This window comes from Megasphaera hexanoica (genome assembly GCF_043520715.1).
Lineage (GTDB): Bacteria > Bacillota > Negativicutes > Veillonellales > Megasphaeraceae > Megasphaera > Megasphaera hexanoica.
This window is the reverse complement of the sequence record NZ_CP171361.1, coordinates 2,616,301-2,633,316: the sequence shown is the minus strand read 5'-3', so window position 1 is coordinate 2,633,316 and position 17,016 is coordinate 2,616,301. Positions and strand designations below refer to the sequence as shown.

Here is a 17,016-nt window from a genome sequence, read left to right as displayed (position 1 = left end):
AGGAGGATGAACGATGGCTTATAGAAAGTTAGGACGCGACAGCTCTGCACGTAAAGCATTATTGCGCAGCATTGTTACCTCTTTGTTCCAGCATGAACGCATTGAAACCACGGAAGCAAAGGCTAAAGAACTCCGCAAGATGGCTGAAAAAATGCTTACCCTTGCCAAACGGGGTGACCTTCATGCACGCCGCCAGGTACTCGCTTATCTGATGGACGAAGATGTAGTTAAAAAGCTGTTTGATGAAATTGCACCGAAATATAAAGATCGTCAGGGCGGCTATACCCGCATCATTAAAAAGGGCCCGCGCCAGGGTGATGCAGCTCCGATCGTTATCATCGAATTAGTCTGATCTCGACGGGATAGTTTCTGACGAGACACGTAATGAGATGCAAAGCCGCTGTGGTTTGTTCCACAGCGGCTTTTTCAATAAGTGGAAGTAGGAAAGGAGAGAATAAGATGGCATTTAAAATGATATTGGCTGTAAATTTTACACCGGAACGGTTAAAGCAACTCAAACTTCTGGGGCTGCTGACTAAATCCCAGGTAAAAGCCGTTACGGAAGAAGAAAAGGATGATACGGTAGGCAAGGTCCTTGGCCTGACGGAGGAAGAAGTAGCTGAAATTGCTGCTATGAAAGGCGATGCAGAGGAACAGACCGTGGAACATACGCCGGAAGAAGACGGTGAATTGCCCCCTGTAACCAAAGAAGCCATTGTTCTCTGCGGATTTTCAAATCAGACAGTCAATCTTCTTCTCGATGCTATCCGCCGTGGCAGATTGAAGAATATTCCTTTAAAAGCAATGGTTACGCCAACAAATATTTCCTGGACAATCAATACTATTTTGCAGGAATTAAATAAAGAACACGAATACTTCAAGAATATGAAGAAGAAGGGAAAATAAGGAGGCACATACCATGCGGCCTACTACCTTATGTTTCCCTGTCAATGCCCAGGGACAGATTCTCCTGGGACGGAAAAAAAGAGGGTTTGGCGTTTCTAAATGGAATGGGTTTGGAGGAAAAATAGAAAGGGGAGAAACCTTCCGGGCTTGTGCTGTACGGGAGCTTTATGAAGAATGTCATCTGATAGCAGACGAGGCAGCATTGCAACTGGTGGCCTATCTAGATTTTCGCTTTCCTGCCGATTCTGCATATAACCACATCGGCTATGTCTACTTTCTTCATGACTGGAAAGGCACCGTAACGGCTTCTGATGAAATGGAACCGTGCTGGTTTTCTGCCTCTTCTCTTCCCTATGATGAAATGTGGAAGGCCGATGGAATCTGGATTCCCATGATTCTTTCAGGCAGGATAATTTCCGGTACTATTGTATTTGGTGATGACAATGACAGCATAGCCCATACTGATTTTTCTGATACACCGGGCCTCCTTGAACAAACTGTTCCCGACACGTTCTAAGCACTGTAGACAGACTGGACAAGTGTGCCGAATCGTTTATAATGAAGATATAATCATTATTTTATGAGGAGGGGTTTTACCATGAATACACTCGTTGCTGTCTGCATTGCTCCCAGTGGTACTGGTGACGAATATGCACCTTATGTGGCTGAAGTTGTCAAAATCATCCGTAATTCAGGTTTAAAGTGCCACACGTACTCTATGTTCACAGAAATTGAAGGAGAATGGGATGACGTCATGGCTGTCGTCAAAAAGGCGACTCAGTATTTTACCGATAAAGGAATTCGTACGTCGGTCGTTCTGAAAGCAGATATCCGTCCCGGATATACGAATATGATGGATGGGAAGATAGACCGGCTGAATAAGGCCATAGAAGGGAAATAGGCAGGAATTTGCCATTCTCATGGGCCGTATCCTGGCAGGCACGGGACGATTTTATTTACGATTACCGCCTGTTCCTGCCAGATAATGCCCTTGACAGATAATACAAAAACGTGTATACTAATCTAGTCAGTTGCATATGGAGTGATACTCAAGAGGCTGAAGAGGACGGTTTGCTAAATCGTTAGAGGTCGTAAGGCCTGCGAGAGTTCGAATCTCTCTCACTCCGCCAGATTACTGGACAGAGAGCACCTGGGAAGTTTTCCCAGGTGTTCTTTTTTTGCGCCCGACATCGTATTACATGATTTGTATCTAAATAATTGTGACATTTTTGTGTTATTGTATTATAATAAAACAAGAATGAGCTCTGAATGGTGAATTCTGAGAAATACTGCGTGCCATATTCTTTTTGTTATGGAAATGTCCTTTCGGAAAGGGCGGTCTACGATAGAATGTACTGGCATTCGCATGGGACGGAGGGGAGATGCGGTATATAGCACGACGAATTAAAAAGAATGGCATTTAAAAACAGAAAGGATGATGAGAGTTGATTAGTAAGCGTATCAAAATTTTTGGACTTATACTTGCCGGATTATGTTCCCTTATGCTGGCTGGTTGTGGAACGGGAAGCGATAAGGTATCTACTGGCTATTACAAAAACGTTGCAATCAAGCCGAACGGCGAATTCGTTATCAAAGACCGGGTTGACGACTCAAAAGCTAAGAAAGGCGGCATTTTTTACTATGTCGAAATGGGCAAGGATGACGCGACAAAAGATAAAATCGTAAGTGTTACGGCTAAAGCTGGTAATGCTCCCATCGATATACATTGGAAATCTACCGTTGGTAACATGACGGCTGTTACGGCAGCACGGATTCAGCTTGACTACAGCCAGGATGGTTACATTAAAGAAAAGTATGAACGTGTGACCGGCAAGGCGGGGGTAGGGAACCACGGTGAAGCTTCTATCCGTTATCAGATAGCAAAAGATGGAGAAAATAAAGGAAAAGCAGAAAAGAAATATTATTATAATTCTGAAGGCGATAATAATTCTCTAGGAAGTGTAGCACAGGCGAAGATTGCCTACGATAAAAAAGGGAATATTGATACCATTACCTATATGAATAAGGATGGAAAAGTGGTTAATGGATATCTGGGTGCCAGCATACTAGGATTTGTGTATGACAAAGAAAAAACGGATGTATTGGACTCCATAGAAATCCGGGATAATAACGGTGTAGTGAAGAACAATAAAAACAAATACGCCCGTATTGCTTTTTCCTACGATAAAAAAGGCCGTGTCATCAGCCGTAAGTTGTACAATGAAGCCGGTGATCTCGATGGCAGTGCTCAGAAGAGCCTATTTGTTTTTCTTGGTCCCACTTCGCTTAATGACAAATTGCAACAGATGAAAGATGGTCTGATAGAAGCTGGGGCAGAAACAAAATATACATATGATGACAAACATGCCGGTCCGGTCAAAATCCAGTTCCTGGGTATAGATGGACAGGCTGCTCCTGTTAAGGATGGTGCCAAGGGCGTTGCCGAACTGGATATGACCTATGATGACGCGGATCGTATTATCGATTTGAAGTTTATCGGCGCTGATGGACAAAGCCTGCCCCTTGTTATAAGTAATACTAAAGGGCCTGATGAATTAAAGATGGACTATGATGAAAACAGTAACATCAGCCAGATAAGCTACTTTAAAAATGGGGAAGCTCTGAACATAGATGAAAAAGTCCTGAGTAATGGTGGTATGTCAACAAAGACAGATATTGCTGCTGTGAAATACAAATATGACAGCCAGCGTAATAGAACAGAAGCTAAATATTTTGATAAATCGGGCAACCCGACCTATTTGAAATTGTATGGGACTACTAAGTACTATGGTCGTCAGTTTGAATATTCTGAAAATAACAATAATCAGCCTAAGGTCACCTATCTGGATGCAGATGGACAGGCGATTAAAGCCGACCCTAAAGATATGTTCCTGGGAACATGGAAGGAACCGGTCAAAGGTGGCTATACGTGGGTTGTCAAAAAGGGAACGATGGAAATTATACGTCCTAATGGTATGAACTCGTCCTATTCGTATGAATTGTCGAATGTAAAGATTGACCCGGAAACAGGTAAGGGAAGTATGATTTTGGATATGAAGGGGAAAAATGATTTTGGTGTAGAAACATTGAAATTTAGCGATGCCGATCATTTTGAAATGGTGGATACGTTTAATCAGAGCAAATTAGTCCGCCAGAAAGACTGATTGCATTGACGTAAGGAGAGTTGTAATGAAATGAGTTTTTGCTCATTTTGTTACAACTCTTTTTTTGTTTTGTAACTGCTTTGTTACCTGTTTTTGTATACTATAAGTAAAGCTTTTGCGATATCGCGTCAGGTTCAAAGAGAAAGGAGAAAAATTTATGTCTGGTTCTGTTTCTACTTCATCAGGGAGAGCAAATCTGATTGAAGCAATCATGTTTTGTACATATGCATTATTTGCTGTTAATTGGATTGCTGGTACGACCCTGACTCCGGAAATTATGAAATATTTCCATTTGGATTCTTTTATGTCAGCTACGTTTATATCAAATGCCATCACAGTAGCTAAAATTATTGGTAATTTTTGCGCAGCGGCGATTCTCATCAAATTCCTGCCCAAAAAAGCCATTGCAATCGGCTCCGGCATGATTGTTTTTGGCAGTGCGCTGGCTATCTTGGCGCCCCAGTACTGGGTATTCATTATTGGCCGGTTCATTATGGGCTTTGGTGGTGCCGTTTACGTCGTCTATTTCAGCCCTGTCGTCATCCATTATTTTAAGCCGGAAACGCGTCCTACAGTCAATGCCATCAACAGCGTGGCTTATAATGTAGGCGGTATGCTGGCTATGATGGTCGTCGGCCCGGTTATTGCCATGATGCAGACCTGGCAGATGAGTATGGCATTTTTTGCCGCAATTAGTGGTGTGCTTTTTATTTTATGGCTCTTCGTAGGTCAGGACTTTGCTATCAATACGACAAATAATTCAAATGAGGCTTCAACGGAGTCCTATAGTTTTGCTACGGCTCTGAGCCATAAGTTTAATTGGATTTATCCGGCTACATATTCTGGAATTCTAACATTTTATATTGTATTGCTATGTATTTTCCCCATATCCGGCACGACCGTCATCGATTCTAAGACGCTGAGCATCGTCGTTGCTTTTGGCGGCATCGTTGGTACTATTATTACTATATTGCTGTCCAAGGTGTATTATAAACGGCTGCCTGTCATCCGGCTTTGCGGTTTTTTACTTACGGCTTTTGGCATACTCATGTTTACGACTGAAAATGGCGTCATTGCCTTGATTGCCGCCTTTGCAATCGGTAATCTCATGTTTATTCCGGTCACTTCCTTATTCATGATTCCTCAAGAATTACCCGATATGACGCCTGTTAAGCTTACAAAAATCATGGGGATTTTCTGGGCAATTGCGTATATCATCGAAACGATTGTTTTTTTCATCATCGGGGCCATTATCGATTCATCAGGCTATACGGCAGGTCTTACGGTAGCCGTTGTCTTTAGCGCAACTGCTTTTATTGGCTCTTTCTTATTACCAGAAACAGGAAAATCACGTAGCAAAAAATAACACATATTATATAGGAGGTCATATCATGACACAATATGAAACAATGTATGAACAGAAAAAAATGACAGCAGAACAGGCACTCCAATTGATTCAAAGCCGTGACTACATGTTTAGTGCCCAGGCTTCAGGGGAACCGGCAGCTATTCTCGATAAACTTCAGTACTTAAAAAAAACGGGAGTTAGAGATACGATTATTAATACCTGTCTTCCCTTAAAGGATTATCCATGGCTCCATGATCAGGAAATGAAAGGAATCATGTTCCATAATGGCTGGTTTTTCTGCGGCCCCCTGCGTCAATCCCAGAAGGAAAAATTGACGAGTGCCGTGCCACAGCGGTCTACGACTATTTTACGCCATACCTTAGACCGGATCCGATACGAAGGACGACGCCCTGTTGTTCTGGCAACCGTATCTCCTATGGATAAGAATGGTTATATGACACTTTCTGTCAGCGCCATTTATGAACGCGATCTGATTAATGCGGGAGCGCTGACTATTGTAGAAGTCAATCCTAATTTCCCAAGAACGTTTGGTGATACACTGGTCCATGTTTCTGAGGTTGCAGCTGTTGTAGAATCAGACCGGCCGATTCCCTGTGCCAAACTGGCGCCATATACTGAAACAGATGCGGCTATTGGCAGGTATATTGCAGATCTCATAGAAGATGGATCCACAATCCAGCTGGGTATTGGCAATATTCCCAATGCAGTAGCCAATGAACTGAAAGCAAAGAAACATTTGGGGATTCATACGGAAATGTTTACGGAAACGATGGTTGATTTGATTGAATGCGGCGCTGTAGACAATTCGCAAAAAGGGTTTATGAATGGATATTCTGTCTGCTCATTTACGATGGGAAGCCAGCGGTTATATGATTTTATTGACAATAACCCTTCGGTCCTTTTTAAGTCGAGCACCTTCAGTAATGATCCCTATACGATTAGCCGGAATAACAAGTTTGTTTCCATTAATGCCAGCCTGGAAATCGACCTGACCGGTCAGTGCGCGTCGGAAACCGTGGGAAATCTGCAGTGGTCCGGAACGGGTGGTCAGTCTGAAACTGTTCAGGGGGCACAAATGTCACCAGGAGGCAAGTCCATTATTGCCATGCATTCTACGTACACGACAAAAGATGCCGATGGCAAGCCCATTCTCCATTCTAAAATTGTTCCTTTCCTGGCTCCAGGGGCGGCGGTTACGACATCGCGCAATGATACCGATTACGTTGTTACGGAATATGGTGTGGCCTGGCTGCGCGGTTTAAATATTAAGCAGCGTGCCGAATCCTTGATCCGCATAGCACATCCTGATTTTCGCGATGAACTGCGCAAAGCTGTTGACAAATACATGATTTGGTAGATAAGTCGGGACTACTTATTGATAAGAGCACCGTTATGCATTTTTGGGCGTAACGGTGCTTACGTGTCTCTTTAAATCTGATATAATGGAACGAGAGTATATTGTCAGAGGTCGGTGCATTATGAGAAAAATCCTGCCAACAAAAATATCTATGCCAGCAGTAGATGATATCATCATTCCACGGCTCAGGTTCAATCAAAAACTAGATGGTATGAAATCATGTCCCGTGACAGTCATTACGGCAGGTGCCGGATATGGGAAAACTACTGCCATGATACAATACTGGCAGGGACAGGCAGAACCCCCAGGCTGGTATTGTCTGGGACCGGAAGATGATACGTTATATATTTTTGCAATTTATCTGGCGGGGAGCCTGGACCGGTTTTATCCTGGATTCAACGAGTGGTTCTGCCAGAGACTGGCAAATGAAAAGAAGATTGATTGGCGTTTCATATTATTCTTGTTCTTATCGGGCCTGCAGGCACACCAGCCAGATACAGATGTACCGGTCTATATGGTCATTGATGATTGGCAATATATTCATGATACAGATGTCTTAAAATTTTTCGACCGCTTTATGGCTAACCTTCCTGTGCGGCTTCATATTATGCTGCTTTCGCGGGAGTATGTCAGTCTGCCGGTTTTGGAACGGATGAGACTGCACGGTCAGGCCAAAGATGTATTTCCAACAGATCTGTTGTTTTCGCCTGATGAGATAAAAAAGCTATTTCAAAAATCACAATTGACCCATGTGCAAGATAAAGATATTCATGCGATTTTCAAAAAAACGGAAGGCTGGGCTATTGTTATAAAGATGCTGGCAGCGCAATGGTGCGAAGATGCCGGACAATATGAAAATTATCTACAAAAAAAATCACTGAACCTGCAACGGTTTTTTGAGTATCTGAGCTATGATTTTTTTAACCGGCAGCCAGAAGAATTACAGAATTTCATGCTTAAAACATCTTTGGTAGAGTATTTTGATTTGGATTTTTGCCAGAATATCATACAATCTGGTTCAGAATCGAAGCTGTTACAGGATATATCTCAAAAGGGACTGCTGGCCAAGCAGTCAGATCATGGAGTCTATCAGTATCATTCTCTGTTCCGGGCTTTTTTGCAGCAGAAAGCGGAAGCTGAGCTGCCCGATAAGCGGAAATTATACCAGTCTTTTGCTTTATATTATCTGAGGAAAAATAATTATGAGTGGGCATTGCATTTTTGTATCCTTTGTACGGATTGGAAACGGGCCTTGGACATTCTCGCCAGAGTAGGCCGTCATTGGATGGTGTCAGGCCGGCAGAGAATATTTTGCCATTATATTGAGAAAATTCCCGTTCCATACCGGAAGGATCCTCGTATCTTTATTTCACTTGGCGACATGGCACGTCTGGCAGGTGAGTACGAAAAAGCGGTTTACTGGTATGAGCAATCCGATCAGTTGTTTGCCATAGAGAAAAATTCTGTAGGAGAAAGCGAAAGCTGCCGCGGCCTGGGCGAAATTTATCTGGATATTATTCAGCCTGTTGAAGCCCAGAGATATCTGCATCAGGCTTATAAGGCATTACCAGAAGGACAGGAAGAAAAAAAGGGAGAACTTCTGTATCTCATGAGTGAAAATATGATTAATCATGGAAACTCACGGCTGGCAGAGCGGTATCTGTTATTGCGGCACAAAGTAGTTCCCTTTGATCATGGCGATAGAAATAATCTTCAGGCGCGCATATGGCTGCGAACGGGAAAAATCAGGAATGTCTGTCAGATATTACAAAGAGATAATCTGGACCGGTTGGACCGTGCTCCCGTATCTTTTCGTGACAGTTCACTGATTTTGTCATTATGTTATTCTATTCAGGGAGATATGGAACAGGCTCTGCAGTATGCTGATAAAGCTATCCAGTACGCACAGGCTATCCATTCCCGGTTTATCGCTGTCATTAGTTATGTCCGTATGGGGCATGCCTTGTTACTGGATTATCGTCATAACAAGGATATTTGTAAACAAAAATATGAAAAAGCATTGGAACTGGCAGAACAACTTCCTATTGAAAGGGGTAAGACAGAAATATACTGGGGACAAAGCCTGATGGCTTCGTTGGATGGTAATTGGAGCGAAGCGGAACGAATCGGACGCTATGCATTGGCTATCACACAGAAAGGGAAGGATGCCTGGTTTTCGGCTATTTTGTACCTGACACTGGGTATGGGAGCTGTATTCAGCCATTGTGCCAGTAAAGGGCTTCCCTATTTGGAAAAAGCGTTAGCATTGTATCAGAAATGCCGGGATACTTTGGGACAGACAGCCTGCTTTTTATATTTTAGTCACAGCTATCAACAATTAGAAAAGCCCGGATTATTCTTAAATTTTTATCAGAAATTTGTGACATACTGTCGTGTCTATCATTATGAGTTCCTGATGGAGAAAAAGTCCATTTTAGGGAATCTGGGAAACATGAGCTGTGATACGCTGCAGTCTTATCATCAGATGATCCGGCCTGCGGCAAATACTGTGACTCCTCTTAATTCTGTCATTACTACCTTTGGAGGCTTATCTCTTATGTTCCAAGGAAGACAGATTTTGTCAGGAGATTGGACCAGGCAGTCGGCCAAGCAGTTGTTTTTACTGCTAATCTCATTTTATGATATCCCCATGAGCCGGGAAAAACTTATGAATATTTTATGGCCTGATGCGGACGAACGGACAGGACGCAATAACTTTAAAGTGACATTGAACTGTCTGCTTAATACATTGGAACCGGAACGCCGGCCACGGATGCCGAGCACATTTATCCGTAAAAATAAGACAAGTCTGCAATTTACAGCATTCAACGACTGCCATCTTGATATCCGGAATTTTGAAGAATTAGTAAAGAAAGGGCTGCAAATGCTTCCCCAAAAAACAGATGAAGGACAGGTTTTGATCCGGGAAGGGCTGGATTTGTATAAAGGAGAATATCTCAGTGGTGAAATATTAGGAGAAGTCTTGTTACAGAAGCGGGATCAATTAAAATTGCTGGCCCTGAATAGTGGCACCCGCCTGGCCGTATCTTATCTGGACCAGAACCGGTATGAACAGGCAGAAAAACAAGCAGAATGGATATTGACCGTGGACCCTTGCTGGGAAGAAGGGTATCGTATTTTACTGCGCAGTTATGGGAGTCAGAAAGACACGGTTATGGTAGAGAAATGGTATCGCAACTGCTGCCAGGTACTGGAACGGGATTTGCATATGCCCATATCGGAGCGGACGAAAAACATATACCAAAAGTTTATAAAGTGAGATGAAAAAGCCCTGTGCAGCATTCAAGAAGCTGGACAGGGCTTTCAATTATGGGTAAGATATTCATTTGTGCATAGACAAGGAAAAAGCTCTGGCCTATAATGGAATTAAACTTATATTTTTATCAATAGGAGCCTTCATCATGGAAACTGTGAAACATGCGGATCATTATAACCGCAATCTGGAATGTCCTGCCTGTGGCAAGAAAAGCCGGTTTAAAATATGGGACCGCATACAGATAGACAAAAATCCCGAACTTCGGGATAAAGTACGGGATTTATCTCTCTTTCGGTTTCAGTGTCCGAAGTGCGGACATGAAACATATCTCGATTATGATTTCCTTTATATTCAGAGCAATCTGCGCCTGGTCATTTATTATGCTCCCGGCGGAGGAGATGTGACAAATATGCATCAGTCACTGCAGAAGCCGGAATATGAATTCATGAAGGCATTCCGCTATCGCCTTATCCGCCAGCGGGCGCAGTTACTGGAAAAACTTGCCATTTTTGACGCCGGATACGATGACAGAGTAATAGAAATCATGAAAGTAATGATTCAATCTTTTCTGGCAGCACAGGCCAGCCCGATTCATGCCAGCCTGATTGAATTTACTCACAGTGAATCGGGCGATGCCTTTCATTTTGCTGACCAGAGCCAGCAGAAATCAGGCATGCTTCCGTTTAATGATTCCATGCACCAAACGTATCAGGCACTGGAGCGTGATCTGGGAGAGGCGCTGCCGCCGGATGACATGCTGGAAATCACACCCCAATGGGCAGTTTCCTTTGTAAAGGACCATCAGGATTTATTTGCCTGACGGGCCATGTAGTCTTTGATATCTTTCAATGTAATGAAGGGCAGATGATACATATCTGCCAGGTGCCATAACTGAGGTGTACGCATCATGGTTCCGTCTTCGGCCATGATTTCACAGCATAATCCGGCTTCTTTCAGGCCAGCGAGACGCATGAGATCTACCGTGGCTTCTGTATGTCCGCCGCGGGTGAAAAGTCCGCCTTCTTTGGCGATGAGGGGAAACATATGCCCGGGACGACGGAAGTCTGACGGACGGGAAGCATCTTCTGCCAGCATCCGCGCCGTATAAGCCCGTTCCACTGCGGAAATACCCGTTGTTGTTTCTACGTGGTCTATGGAGACGGTAAAGGCCGTTTCATGGTTGTCCGTATTCCGGGCTACCATAGGCGGCAGAGCAAGTTTTTCTGCAAAGGCCGAACTGATGGGAAGGCAGATGAGACCTTTTCCATGAGTCGCCATGAAATTCATATTTTCTGTTGTGCAGTACTGGGCGGCGCAGATAAAATCACCTTCATTTTCTCTGTCCGGATCATCTGTGGCGATGATAATCCGGCCCTGGCGCAAAGCATCCAGTGCTTCATCGATAGTGTTGTACGTTCGTTTCATTGTCATAATGCATGCCTCCGTATATAAGGGTATTGGGAATTGTCTTCAGCAAAAAAATAACCCTGACCAGGACGGTCAGGGCATACAGGCACAGCATCAGACAGACTGCGGACGCAGCCTGAGATTGCCTTCTTCCATCCAGACTATACGGTCGGTTTTGGAATTGCACCAAATCATGCGCCAAAGCGCTAGCGGACTATACCGCCGGTCGGGAATTGCACCCTGCCCTGAAGACATTTTTATTATACCATTAATTTTACGCATTGCAACTATGTAGCAGGAGAAATTTAAAGAATCAAAAAGATATCATTATGAAAATCAAAATAGACAAAAACGGTCAGGCAGATATAGAATCTGCATGCGCTGAACAGGAGGAACGGTATGAATATAGCTCATTATGTTAAAGCAAAAAGCCTGGAGGAAGCCTGGCAGTTAAATCAGAAACGGTCAGCGGTTATCCTGGGTGGCGGTTGCTGGCTGCGCATGTCTCCCCGCCGCAGGGTGGCAACGGCAATTGATTTGATGGATTTGGGACTGGATGAAATACGCGAAACAGAAGAAGCATTTTATATTGGAGCTATGGTGCCATTGCGCCAACTGGAAATTTCTGAATCACTGGAAACGTATACCCAGGGGGCTATGAAGGAAGCATTGCGTCATATTGTGGGTACACAATTTCGCAATATGGCGACGGTAGGAGGGAGCATCTGGGGCCGGTTTGGCTTTTCTGATGTATTGACACTCTTTCTGGCTTTGGATGCAGAAGCCGATTTATATAAAGGCGGACGAATACCCCTGTCTCTTTTTGCGGAAAAGACGGCAGATACGGATATTTTAAAAGGCATATATCTCCCTAAAAAGAAACGGCGGACGGCCTATGCTTCGCTGCGGCTGAACGCGACCGATTTTCCTGTCCTGGCCTGTGCCGTATCCCGCACAGCAGATAGCGTCTCCTGCAGTGTGGGAGCACGACCGATGAGAGCACAGGTACGATGTCTTCCGGCAGGTACGGGAATGACCGGGGAGGAAGCGGAACGGGCGGCCCGTGAAGTGGCGGATTCTTTATCTTTTGAAGATAATATGCGGGCCAGCCGCATATACCGGCATGATATGGCGATGGTTCTGTGCAGGCGGTTGTTATTACAGACGGCAGGGGAGGGAGACTAATGAGAATTCAGTACTGGCTTAATGGAAAGATGGAAAGTGATGAAATTTTACCAGGACAGATGCTGTATGAATTATTGCGTAAAAAGGGATGTTATAGCGTCAAATGCGGTTGTGAAACGACAGCATGCGGATTATGTACGGTATGGCTGGAGGAAAAACCGGTACTGTCCTGTGCCGTGCTGGCCGCCCGCATTGACGGAAAGCATGTTATGACACTGGAAGGACTGCAGGATGAAGCACAGGAATTTGCCCGATATATGGGACAAGAAGGCAGCGATCAGTGTGGATTTTGTAATCCCGGTTTTGTCATGAATGTGCTGGCTATGGCAAGAGAATTAGATAATCCTGGAGAAGAAGAAATCAAAGAATACCTGGCAGGCAATCTCTGCCGATGTACGGGATATGTCAGTCATATGAGGGCATTGAAACGGTATCTGACAGAAAAAGGAAAGGGGATGCGGTTATGAGAGAAATCAACCGGGTGGTTATGAAAAAAGATGCCCTGCAACTGATGACAGGAAAACCGGCTTATACGGAAGATTTAGCACCGGAAGGCTGTCTAATCGTCAAAGCTCTGCGCAGCCCTCATGCCAGAGCCATCGTACGTCATGTTGACACGAAAGCTGCCCTGACCGTTCCGGGCATTGAATGCATCCTGACAGCAGAGGATGTCCCTAAGACGCGGTTTACTATTGCCGGCCAGACCTATCCGGAACTCAGTCCGTATGACCGGCTTATACTGGATAGACAGATACGATATGTTGGAGACCCAGTGGCTCTTGTAGCCGGGCGTGATGCGGCATGTGTGGATAAGGCTATGCGCATGATAAAGGTGGAATATGACATACAGGAGCCTCTTCTCGACTTCCGGCAGGCCGTGGATAATCCTATTGTGGTTCATCCGGAAGATGACTGGAACCCACGTGTACCGGTCGGTGGTGATAACAGACGAAATATTATTGCCCAGGCGGAAGAAGACTGGGGCGATGTCGATACGGCATTCCAGAAATCGGATGTTGTGATTGACCGGATCTATCATACAAAACAAGTACAGCAGTCTATGATGGAAACATTCCGGGCGTATACGTATTTGGATGAATTTGGCCGTCTGGTCATTGTCAGTTCGACGCAGGTTCCCTTTCATGTACGACGCATTGTCGCGACAGCCCTGGAAATTCCCAAATCGAAAATCCGTGTAGTTAAGCCACGTATCGGAGGAGGCTTTGGTGCCAAGCAGACGGTTGTCATGGAATGTTATCCTGCTCTGATTACTATGCGTACGGGAAAACGGGCGTATATGGCCTATACGCGGGAAGAGGCCATGACGGTTTCCTCTCCCCGGCATGAAGCAGATGTTCACGTGCGTTTGGGGGCTTCCCGGGATGGTATTATCCAGGTGATTTCTGTGGAATCGCTCTGGAACGGTGGTGCGTATGGTGACCACAGCCCGACGACGGTCACGTTGTCGGGACATAAATCGATTCCTTTATACAATCGTTTCTCTGCATTCCGGTTCCGGTATACCGCCGTGTATACCAACACGATTGCTGCCGGAGCATACAGGGGGTATGGTGCTACCCAGGGGATTTTTGCACTGGAATCGGCTGTGAATGAATTGGCAGACAGACTACACATGGATCCGGGAGCACTGCGGCTTCAAAATATCGTACAGCAAGGTGAAAGGATGCCGGCATATTTCAACGAAACAGCACTGAGCTGCAATCTGGGAGAATGCCTGAAACGGGTTCAGGCTATGATCGGTTGGGAGCATGTATATCCGCGGCATGTGCTTCCCGATGGCAAAATCCGCGCGGCCGGTCTGGCACTGGCTATGCAGGGGTCTAGTATTTCCAATGTGGACGTGGCTTCGGCGACAATAAAAGTGAATGACGATGGATTTTATACCTTATCCATTGGAGCGACTGATATGGGGACAGGATGCGATACCATATTGGCGCAGATAGCTGCGGAATGTCTCAATTGCTCTGTCGATGAGATTGTAACCCGTGGTGTCGATACGGATACTTCGCCATACGACAGTGGTTCCTATGCATCTTCGACGACGTATCTGACGGGGATGGCTGTCGTAAAAACCTGCCGGTCACTGATCCAAAAGATAAAAGAAAAAGCGGCACTCATGCTGGATTGCGACGATCCTTCAAATTTGGAATTTACTGGTGATGCGGTAACAGATCCTGCCAGTGGCCGGAGGGTAACACGGCAGGATCTGGGGAATGCAGCCATGATTACGAATGATATTGCCTTGGAAGCTACGGAAACCCATTATTCCCCTACCTCTCCACCGCCTTACATGGCAGCTGCAGCAGTTGTCGATGTCGATCTGGAAACCGGTCATATTGATTTAGTAGATTATGCGGCTGTTGTCGACTGCGGGACCGTCATTAATCCGGCATTGGCCAGGGTACAAACAGAAGGTGGTCTTGTGCAGGGAATTGGCATGACGTTGATGGAAAACGTTCAATTTGATTCTCTGGGAAGAATCCAGAATAATTCGTTTATGCAATATAGAATCCCGAGCCGTATGGATATAGGCAAAATACGCGTAGAATTTGCACCTAGTTACGAACCGAATGGTCCTTTTGGGGCCAAGTCTATTGGCGAAATTGTCATAAATACGCCGGCTCCGGCTATTGCAGAGGCCGTTTATCAGGCAACGGGAATACGTTTTACTGAGTTGCCCATTACAGCAGAAAAAGTATACCTTGGCTTAAAAGATAAAAAATAATGATAGTATATACTGGGCAGTCGTTGTATCAGGCAGCGGACTGCCCGGATTTTACGGGAGACATAATTTGTATGGATGAACAATTACCATTGACGGGCGTAAAAATAGTTGATTTATCGACCTATGCAGCCGTACCGGCTGCGGCGCGGATACTGGCTGACTGGGGAGCCAATGTCATAAAAGTAGAATCTTTTAAGGGGGATTCGTGGCGGCGATACGGAGAAATAGCCCAGGTTCCCTGTACAGAAGATGAAAATCCCTGCTGGGATGTTAATAATAGTAATAAGCGGAGTATATCCCTGAATCTTCGTACAGAAAAAGGGATGGAAATTCTGCATCGTCTACTGGCAGATGCCGATGTCTTTATGACGAATTACAGGATGACCGCTCTGCGTGCTATGTCTCTTACCTGGAAAGTATTGCATCAGACATATCCACGCCTTATCTGGGGGCATCTGAGCGGGTACGGTAACAAGGGACCGGAAGCGGAAAGGCCGGGCTTTGACATTGCGGCTTTTTGGGCCCGGAGCGGACTTATGCAGGATTATGGCCAGCCGGGAATGGCGCCTCTCACTCCGTTTCATGCTGTTGGCGACATGACGACAGGATCGATTATGGCGGGCGGACTATGCGCTGCATTATACAAACAAGCGCGGACCGGTAAAGGGGATAAAGTAGAGATTTCTTTATTGGGAACTGCTTCCTGGCTTACGGGCTTTCCTGCCGTCGCTGCGCAAAAGGCATATGGCAACGTCTATCCGAGAAAACGGAATGAACAGCCGAGTCCTGTGTGTATTCCCTACGAATGTGCCGATGGTGAATGGCTGGAATTATGTATCATGGATTATGAACGGTACTATCCGGCATTATGTCATATCCTTGATCTGGATACGCTGATCGATGATGAACGGTTTAATACGTTTGCTGCTGTACAGTGTCATGCTGGTGAATTTATAGATTTAGTGCAACGAGCGTTCTTGAAGAAAAAAAGAGCGGACTGGGGCCCGGTGTTGACGGCTGCAGATATCGTTTATGATAATGTTGGGCACTTCCGGGATATTACGGAAAATCAACAAGCCTGGGCTAATGGGAATTTGTACGAACGGCATTTTAATAATGGGCGGTCTGCCGTATTGCCTAATACACCAATCACTTTTGAGGAAGCAAGACGTCCGGCGTCTCCAGCACCGCTTCTGGGAGAACATAGCCGGGAAATTTTACGGGAATATGAGTATACGGATGAAGAAATTGAAGAATATATTGCCCGTGGCATTGTAAGGGACCATGCAAAGACATGAATTTCTTTATTGATGAGATTTCTGTATAATCCATACATATTTTGTTGACTTTTATTGAATTCAATGGTATTATAAAAGAACCAGCTGATACGAGCGTGCGGAAAGAAAACAAAAAAGAATCCTTTTGTGAAGAGGGATGTTTTGCGTGCTTTTTGCTATAAAGTCATTTTGAATTGAAAAATACAGCTTGACAGATGTGGTAACAGGTGGTAAAATACAATGGCTGTCAGATGATAGAGGACAGAAAAATAGGATGTCCTCGCACAAAAGACAGACAAAGTATTTCAAAAAAGTGCTTGACAAACTC

13 protein-coding genes, 1 tRNA gene, 1 pseudogene and 1 riboswitch are annotated in these 17,016 nt (G+C 44.9%); of the genes and pseudogenes, 14 read left to right on the top strand and 1 reads right to left on the bottom strand.

Annotation, left to right across the window (positions count from 1 at the left end; all coding sequences use genetic code 11):
* Window positions 1-13: 13 nt before the first annotated feature.
* The 10 genes from rplQ to ACGTIC_RS12745 all read left to right on the top strand — a co-directional run bounded on the left by rplQ (window position 14) and on the right by ACGTIC_RS12745 (window position 10,893).
* A complete protein-coding gene (rplQ, locus tag ACGTIC_RS12790; RefSeq protein ID WP_059076116.1) occupies window positions 14-352 on the top strand; it encodes a 50S ribosomal protein L17 in 339 nt (112 codons plus the stop codon).
* A 107-nt stretch (window positions 353-459) separates the two neighbouring features.
* Window positions 460-906, top strand: a complete 447-nt coding sequence (locus ACGTIC_RS12785) for a DUF3783 domain-containing protein (protein WP_257536545.1) — start codon at window positions 460-462, stop codon at window positions 904-906.
* Window positions 907-919: 13 nt separating this feature from the next.
* Window positions 920-1,423, top strand: coding sequence for an 8-oxo-dGTP diphosphatase (locus ACGTIC_RS12780; RefSeq protein WP_059076118.1), 504 nt, complete (start codon window positions 920-922; stop codon window positions 1,421-1,423).
* An 81-nt stretch (window positions 1,424-1,504) separates the two neighbouring features.
* Window positions 1,505-1,807 (top strand): MTH1187 family thiamine-binding protein, encoded by a 303-nt coding sequence (locus tag ACGTIC_RS12775; protein WP_059076119.1) that lies wholly within the window; start codon window positions 1,505-1,507, stop codon window positions 1,805-1,807.
* A 138-nt stretch (window positions 1,808-1,945) separates the two neighbouring features.
* Window positions 1,946-2,036, top strand: a tRNA-Ser gene (locus ACGTIC_RS12770).
* A 315-nt stretch (window positions 2,037-2,351) separates the two neighbouring features.
* Window positions 2,352-4,070, top strand: coding sequence for a hypothetical protein (locus ACGTIC_RS12765; protein ID WP_113856260.1), 1,719 nt, complete (start codon window positions 2,352-2,354; stop codon window positions 4,068-4,070).
* Between the two features lie 157 nt (window positions 4,071-4,227).
* A complete protein-coding gene (locus tag ACGTIC_RS12760) occupies window positions 4,228-5,436 on the top strand; it encodes an MFS transporter (RefSeq protein ID WP_075581500.1) in 1,209 nt (402 codons plus the stop codon).
* Between the two features lie 25 nt (window positions 5,437-5,461).
* Window positions 5,462-6,796 (top strand): acetyl-CoA hydrolase/transferase family protein, encoded by a 1,335-nt coding sequence (locus ACGTIC_RS12755; protein ID WP_113856259.1) that lies wholly within the window; start codon window positions 5,462-5,464, stop codon window positions 6,794-6,796.
* 121 nt (window positions 6,797-6,917) lie between these two features.
* Complete coding sequence (locus tag ACGTIC_RS12750; protein WP_162816285.1) at window positions 6,918-10,076, top strand: BTAD domain-containing putative transcriptional regulator; 3,159 nt, start codon at window positions 6,918-6,920, stop codon at window positions 10,074-10,076.
* A gap of 142 nt (window positions 10,077-10,218) precedes the next feature.
* Entirely contained in the window at window positions 10,219-10,893 is a 675-nt protein-coding gene (locus ACGTIC_RS12745; RefSeq protein WP_113856257.1) for a CpXC domain-containing protein, read from the top strand.
* Between the two features lie 5 nt (window positions 10,894-10,898).
* Here the strand turns inward: ACGTIC_RS12745 and ribB are convergent.
* A pseudogene (ribB, locus tag ACGTIC_RS12740) lies at window positions 10,899-11,504 on the bottom strand (3,4-dihydroxy-2-butanone-4-phosphate synthase); the annotation flags it as partial.
* A 116-nt stretch (window positions 11,505-11,620) separates the two neighbouring features.
* A riboswitch (FMN riboswitch) is annotated at window positions 11,621-11,737 on the bottom strand.
* Window positions 11,738-11,879: 142 nt separating this feature from the next.
* On the opposite strand from ribB, the gene ACGTIC_RS12735 reads away from it, so the two are divergent.
* The 4 genes from ACGTIC_RS12735 to ACGTIC_RS12720 all read left to right on the top strand — a co-directional run bounded on the left by ACGTIC_RS12735 (window position 11,880) and on the right by ACGTIC_RS12720 (window position 16,709).
* Window positions 11,880-12,665, top strand: a complete 786-nt coding sequence (locus ACGTIC_RS12735; RefSeq protein WP_059076126.1) for a xanthine dehydrogenase family protein subunit M — start codon at window positions 11,880-11,882, stop codon at window positions 12,663-12,665.
* A complete protein-coding gene (locus ACGTIC_RS12730; protein WP_059076127.1) occupies window positions 12,665-13,132 on the top strand; it encodes a (2Fe-2S)-binding protein in 468 nt (155 codons plus the stop codon). Before ACGTIC_RS12735 ends, ACGTIC_RS12730 begins: the two co-directional genes overlap by 1 nt.
* A complete protein-coding gene (locus ACGTIC_RS12725; RefSeq protein ID WP_113856256.1) occupies window positions 13,129-15,411 on the top strand; it encodes a xanthine dehydrogenase family protein molybdopterin-binding subunit in 2,283 nt (760 codons plus the stop codon). Before ACGTIC_RS12730 ends, ACGTIC_RS12725 begins: the two co-directional genes overlap by 4 nt.
* 71 nt (window positions 15,412-15,482) lie before the next feature.
* On the top strand, window positions 15,483-16,709 hold the full coding sequence (locus ACGTIC_RS12720; RefSeq protein WP_159897822.1) for a CaiB/BaiF CoA-transferase family protein: 1,227 nt from the start codon (window positions 15,483-15,485) through the stop codon (window positions 16,707-16,709).
* Window positions 16,710-17,016 lie beyond the last annotated feature (307 nt).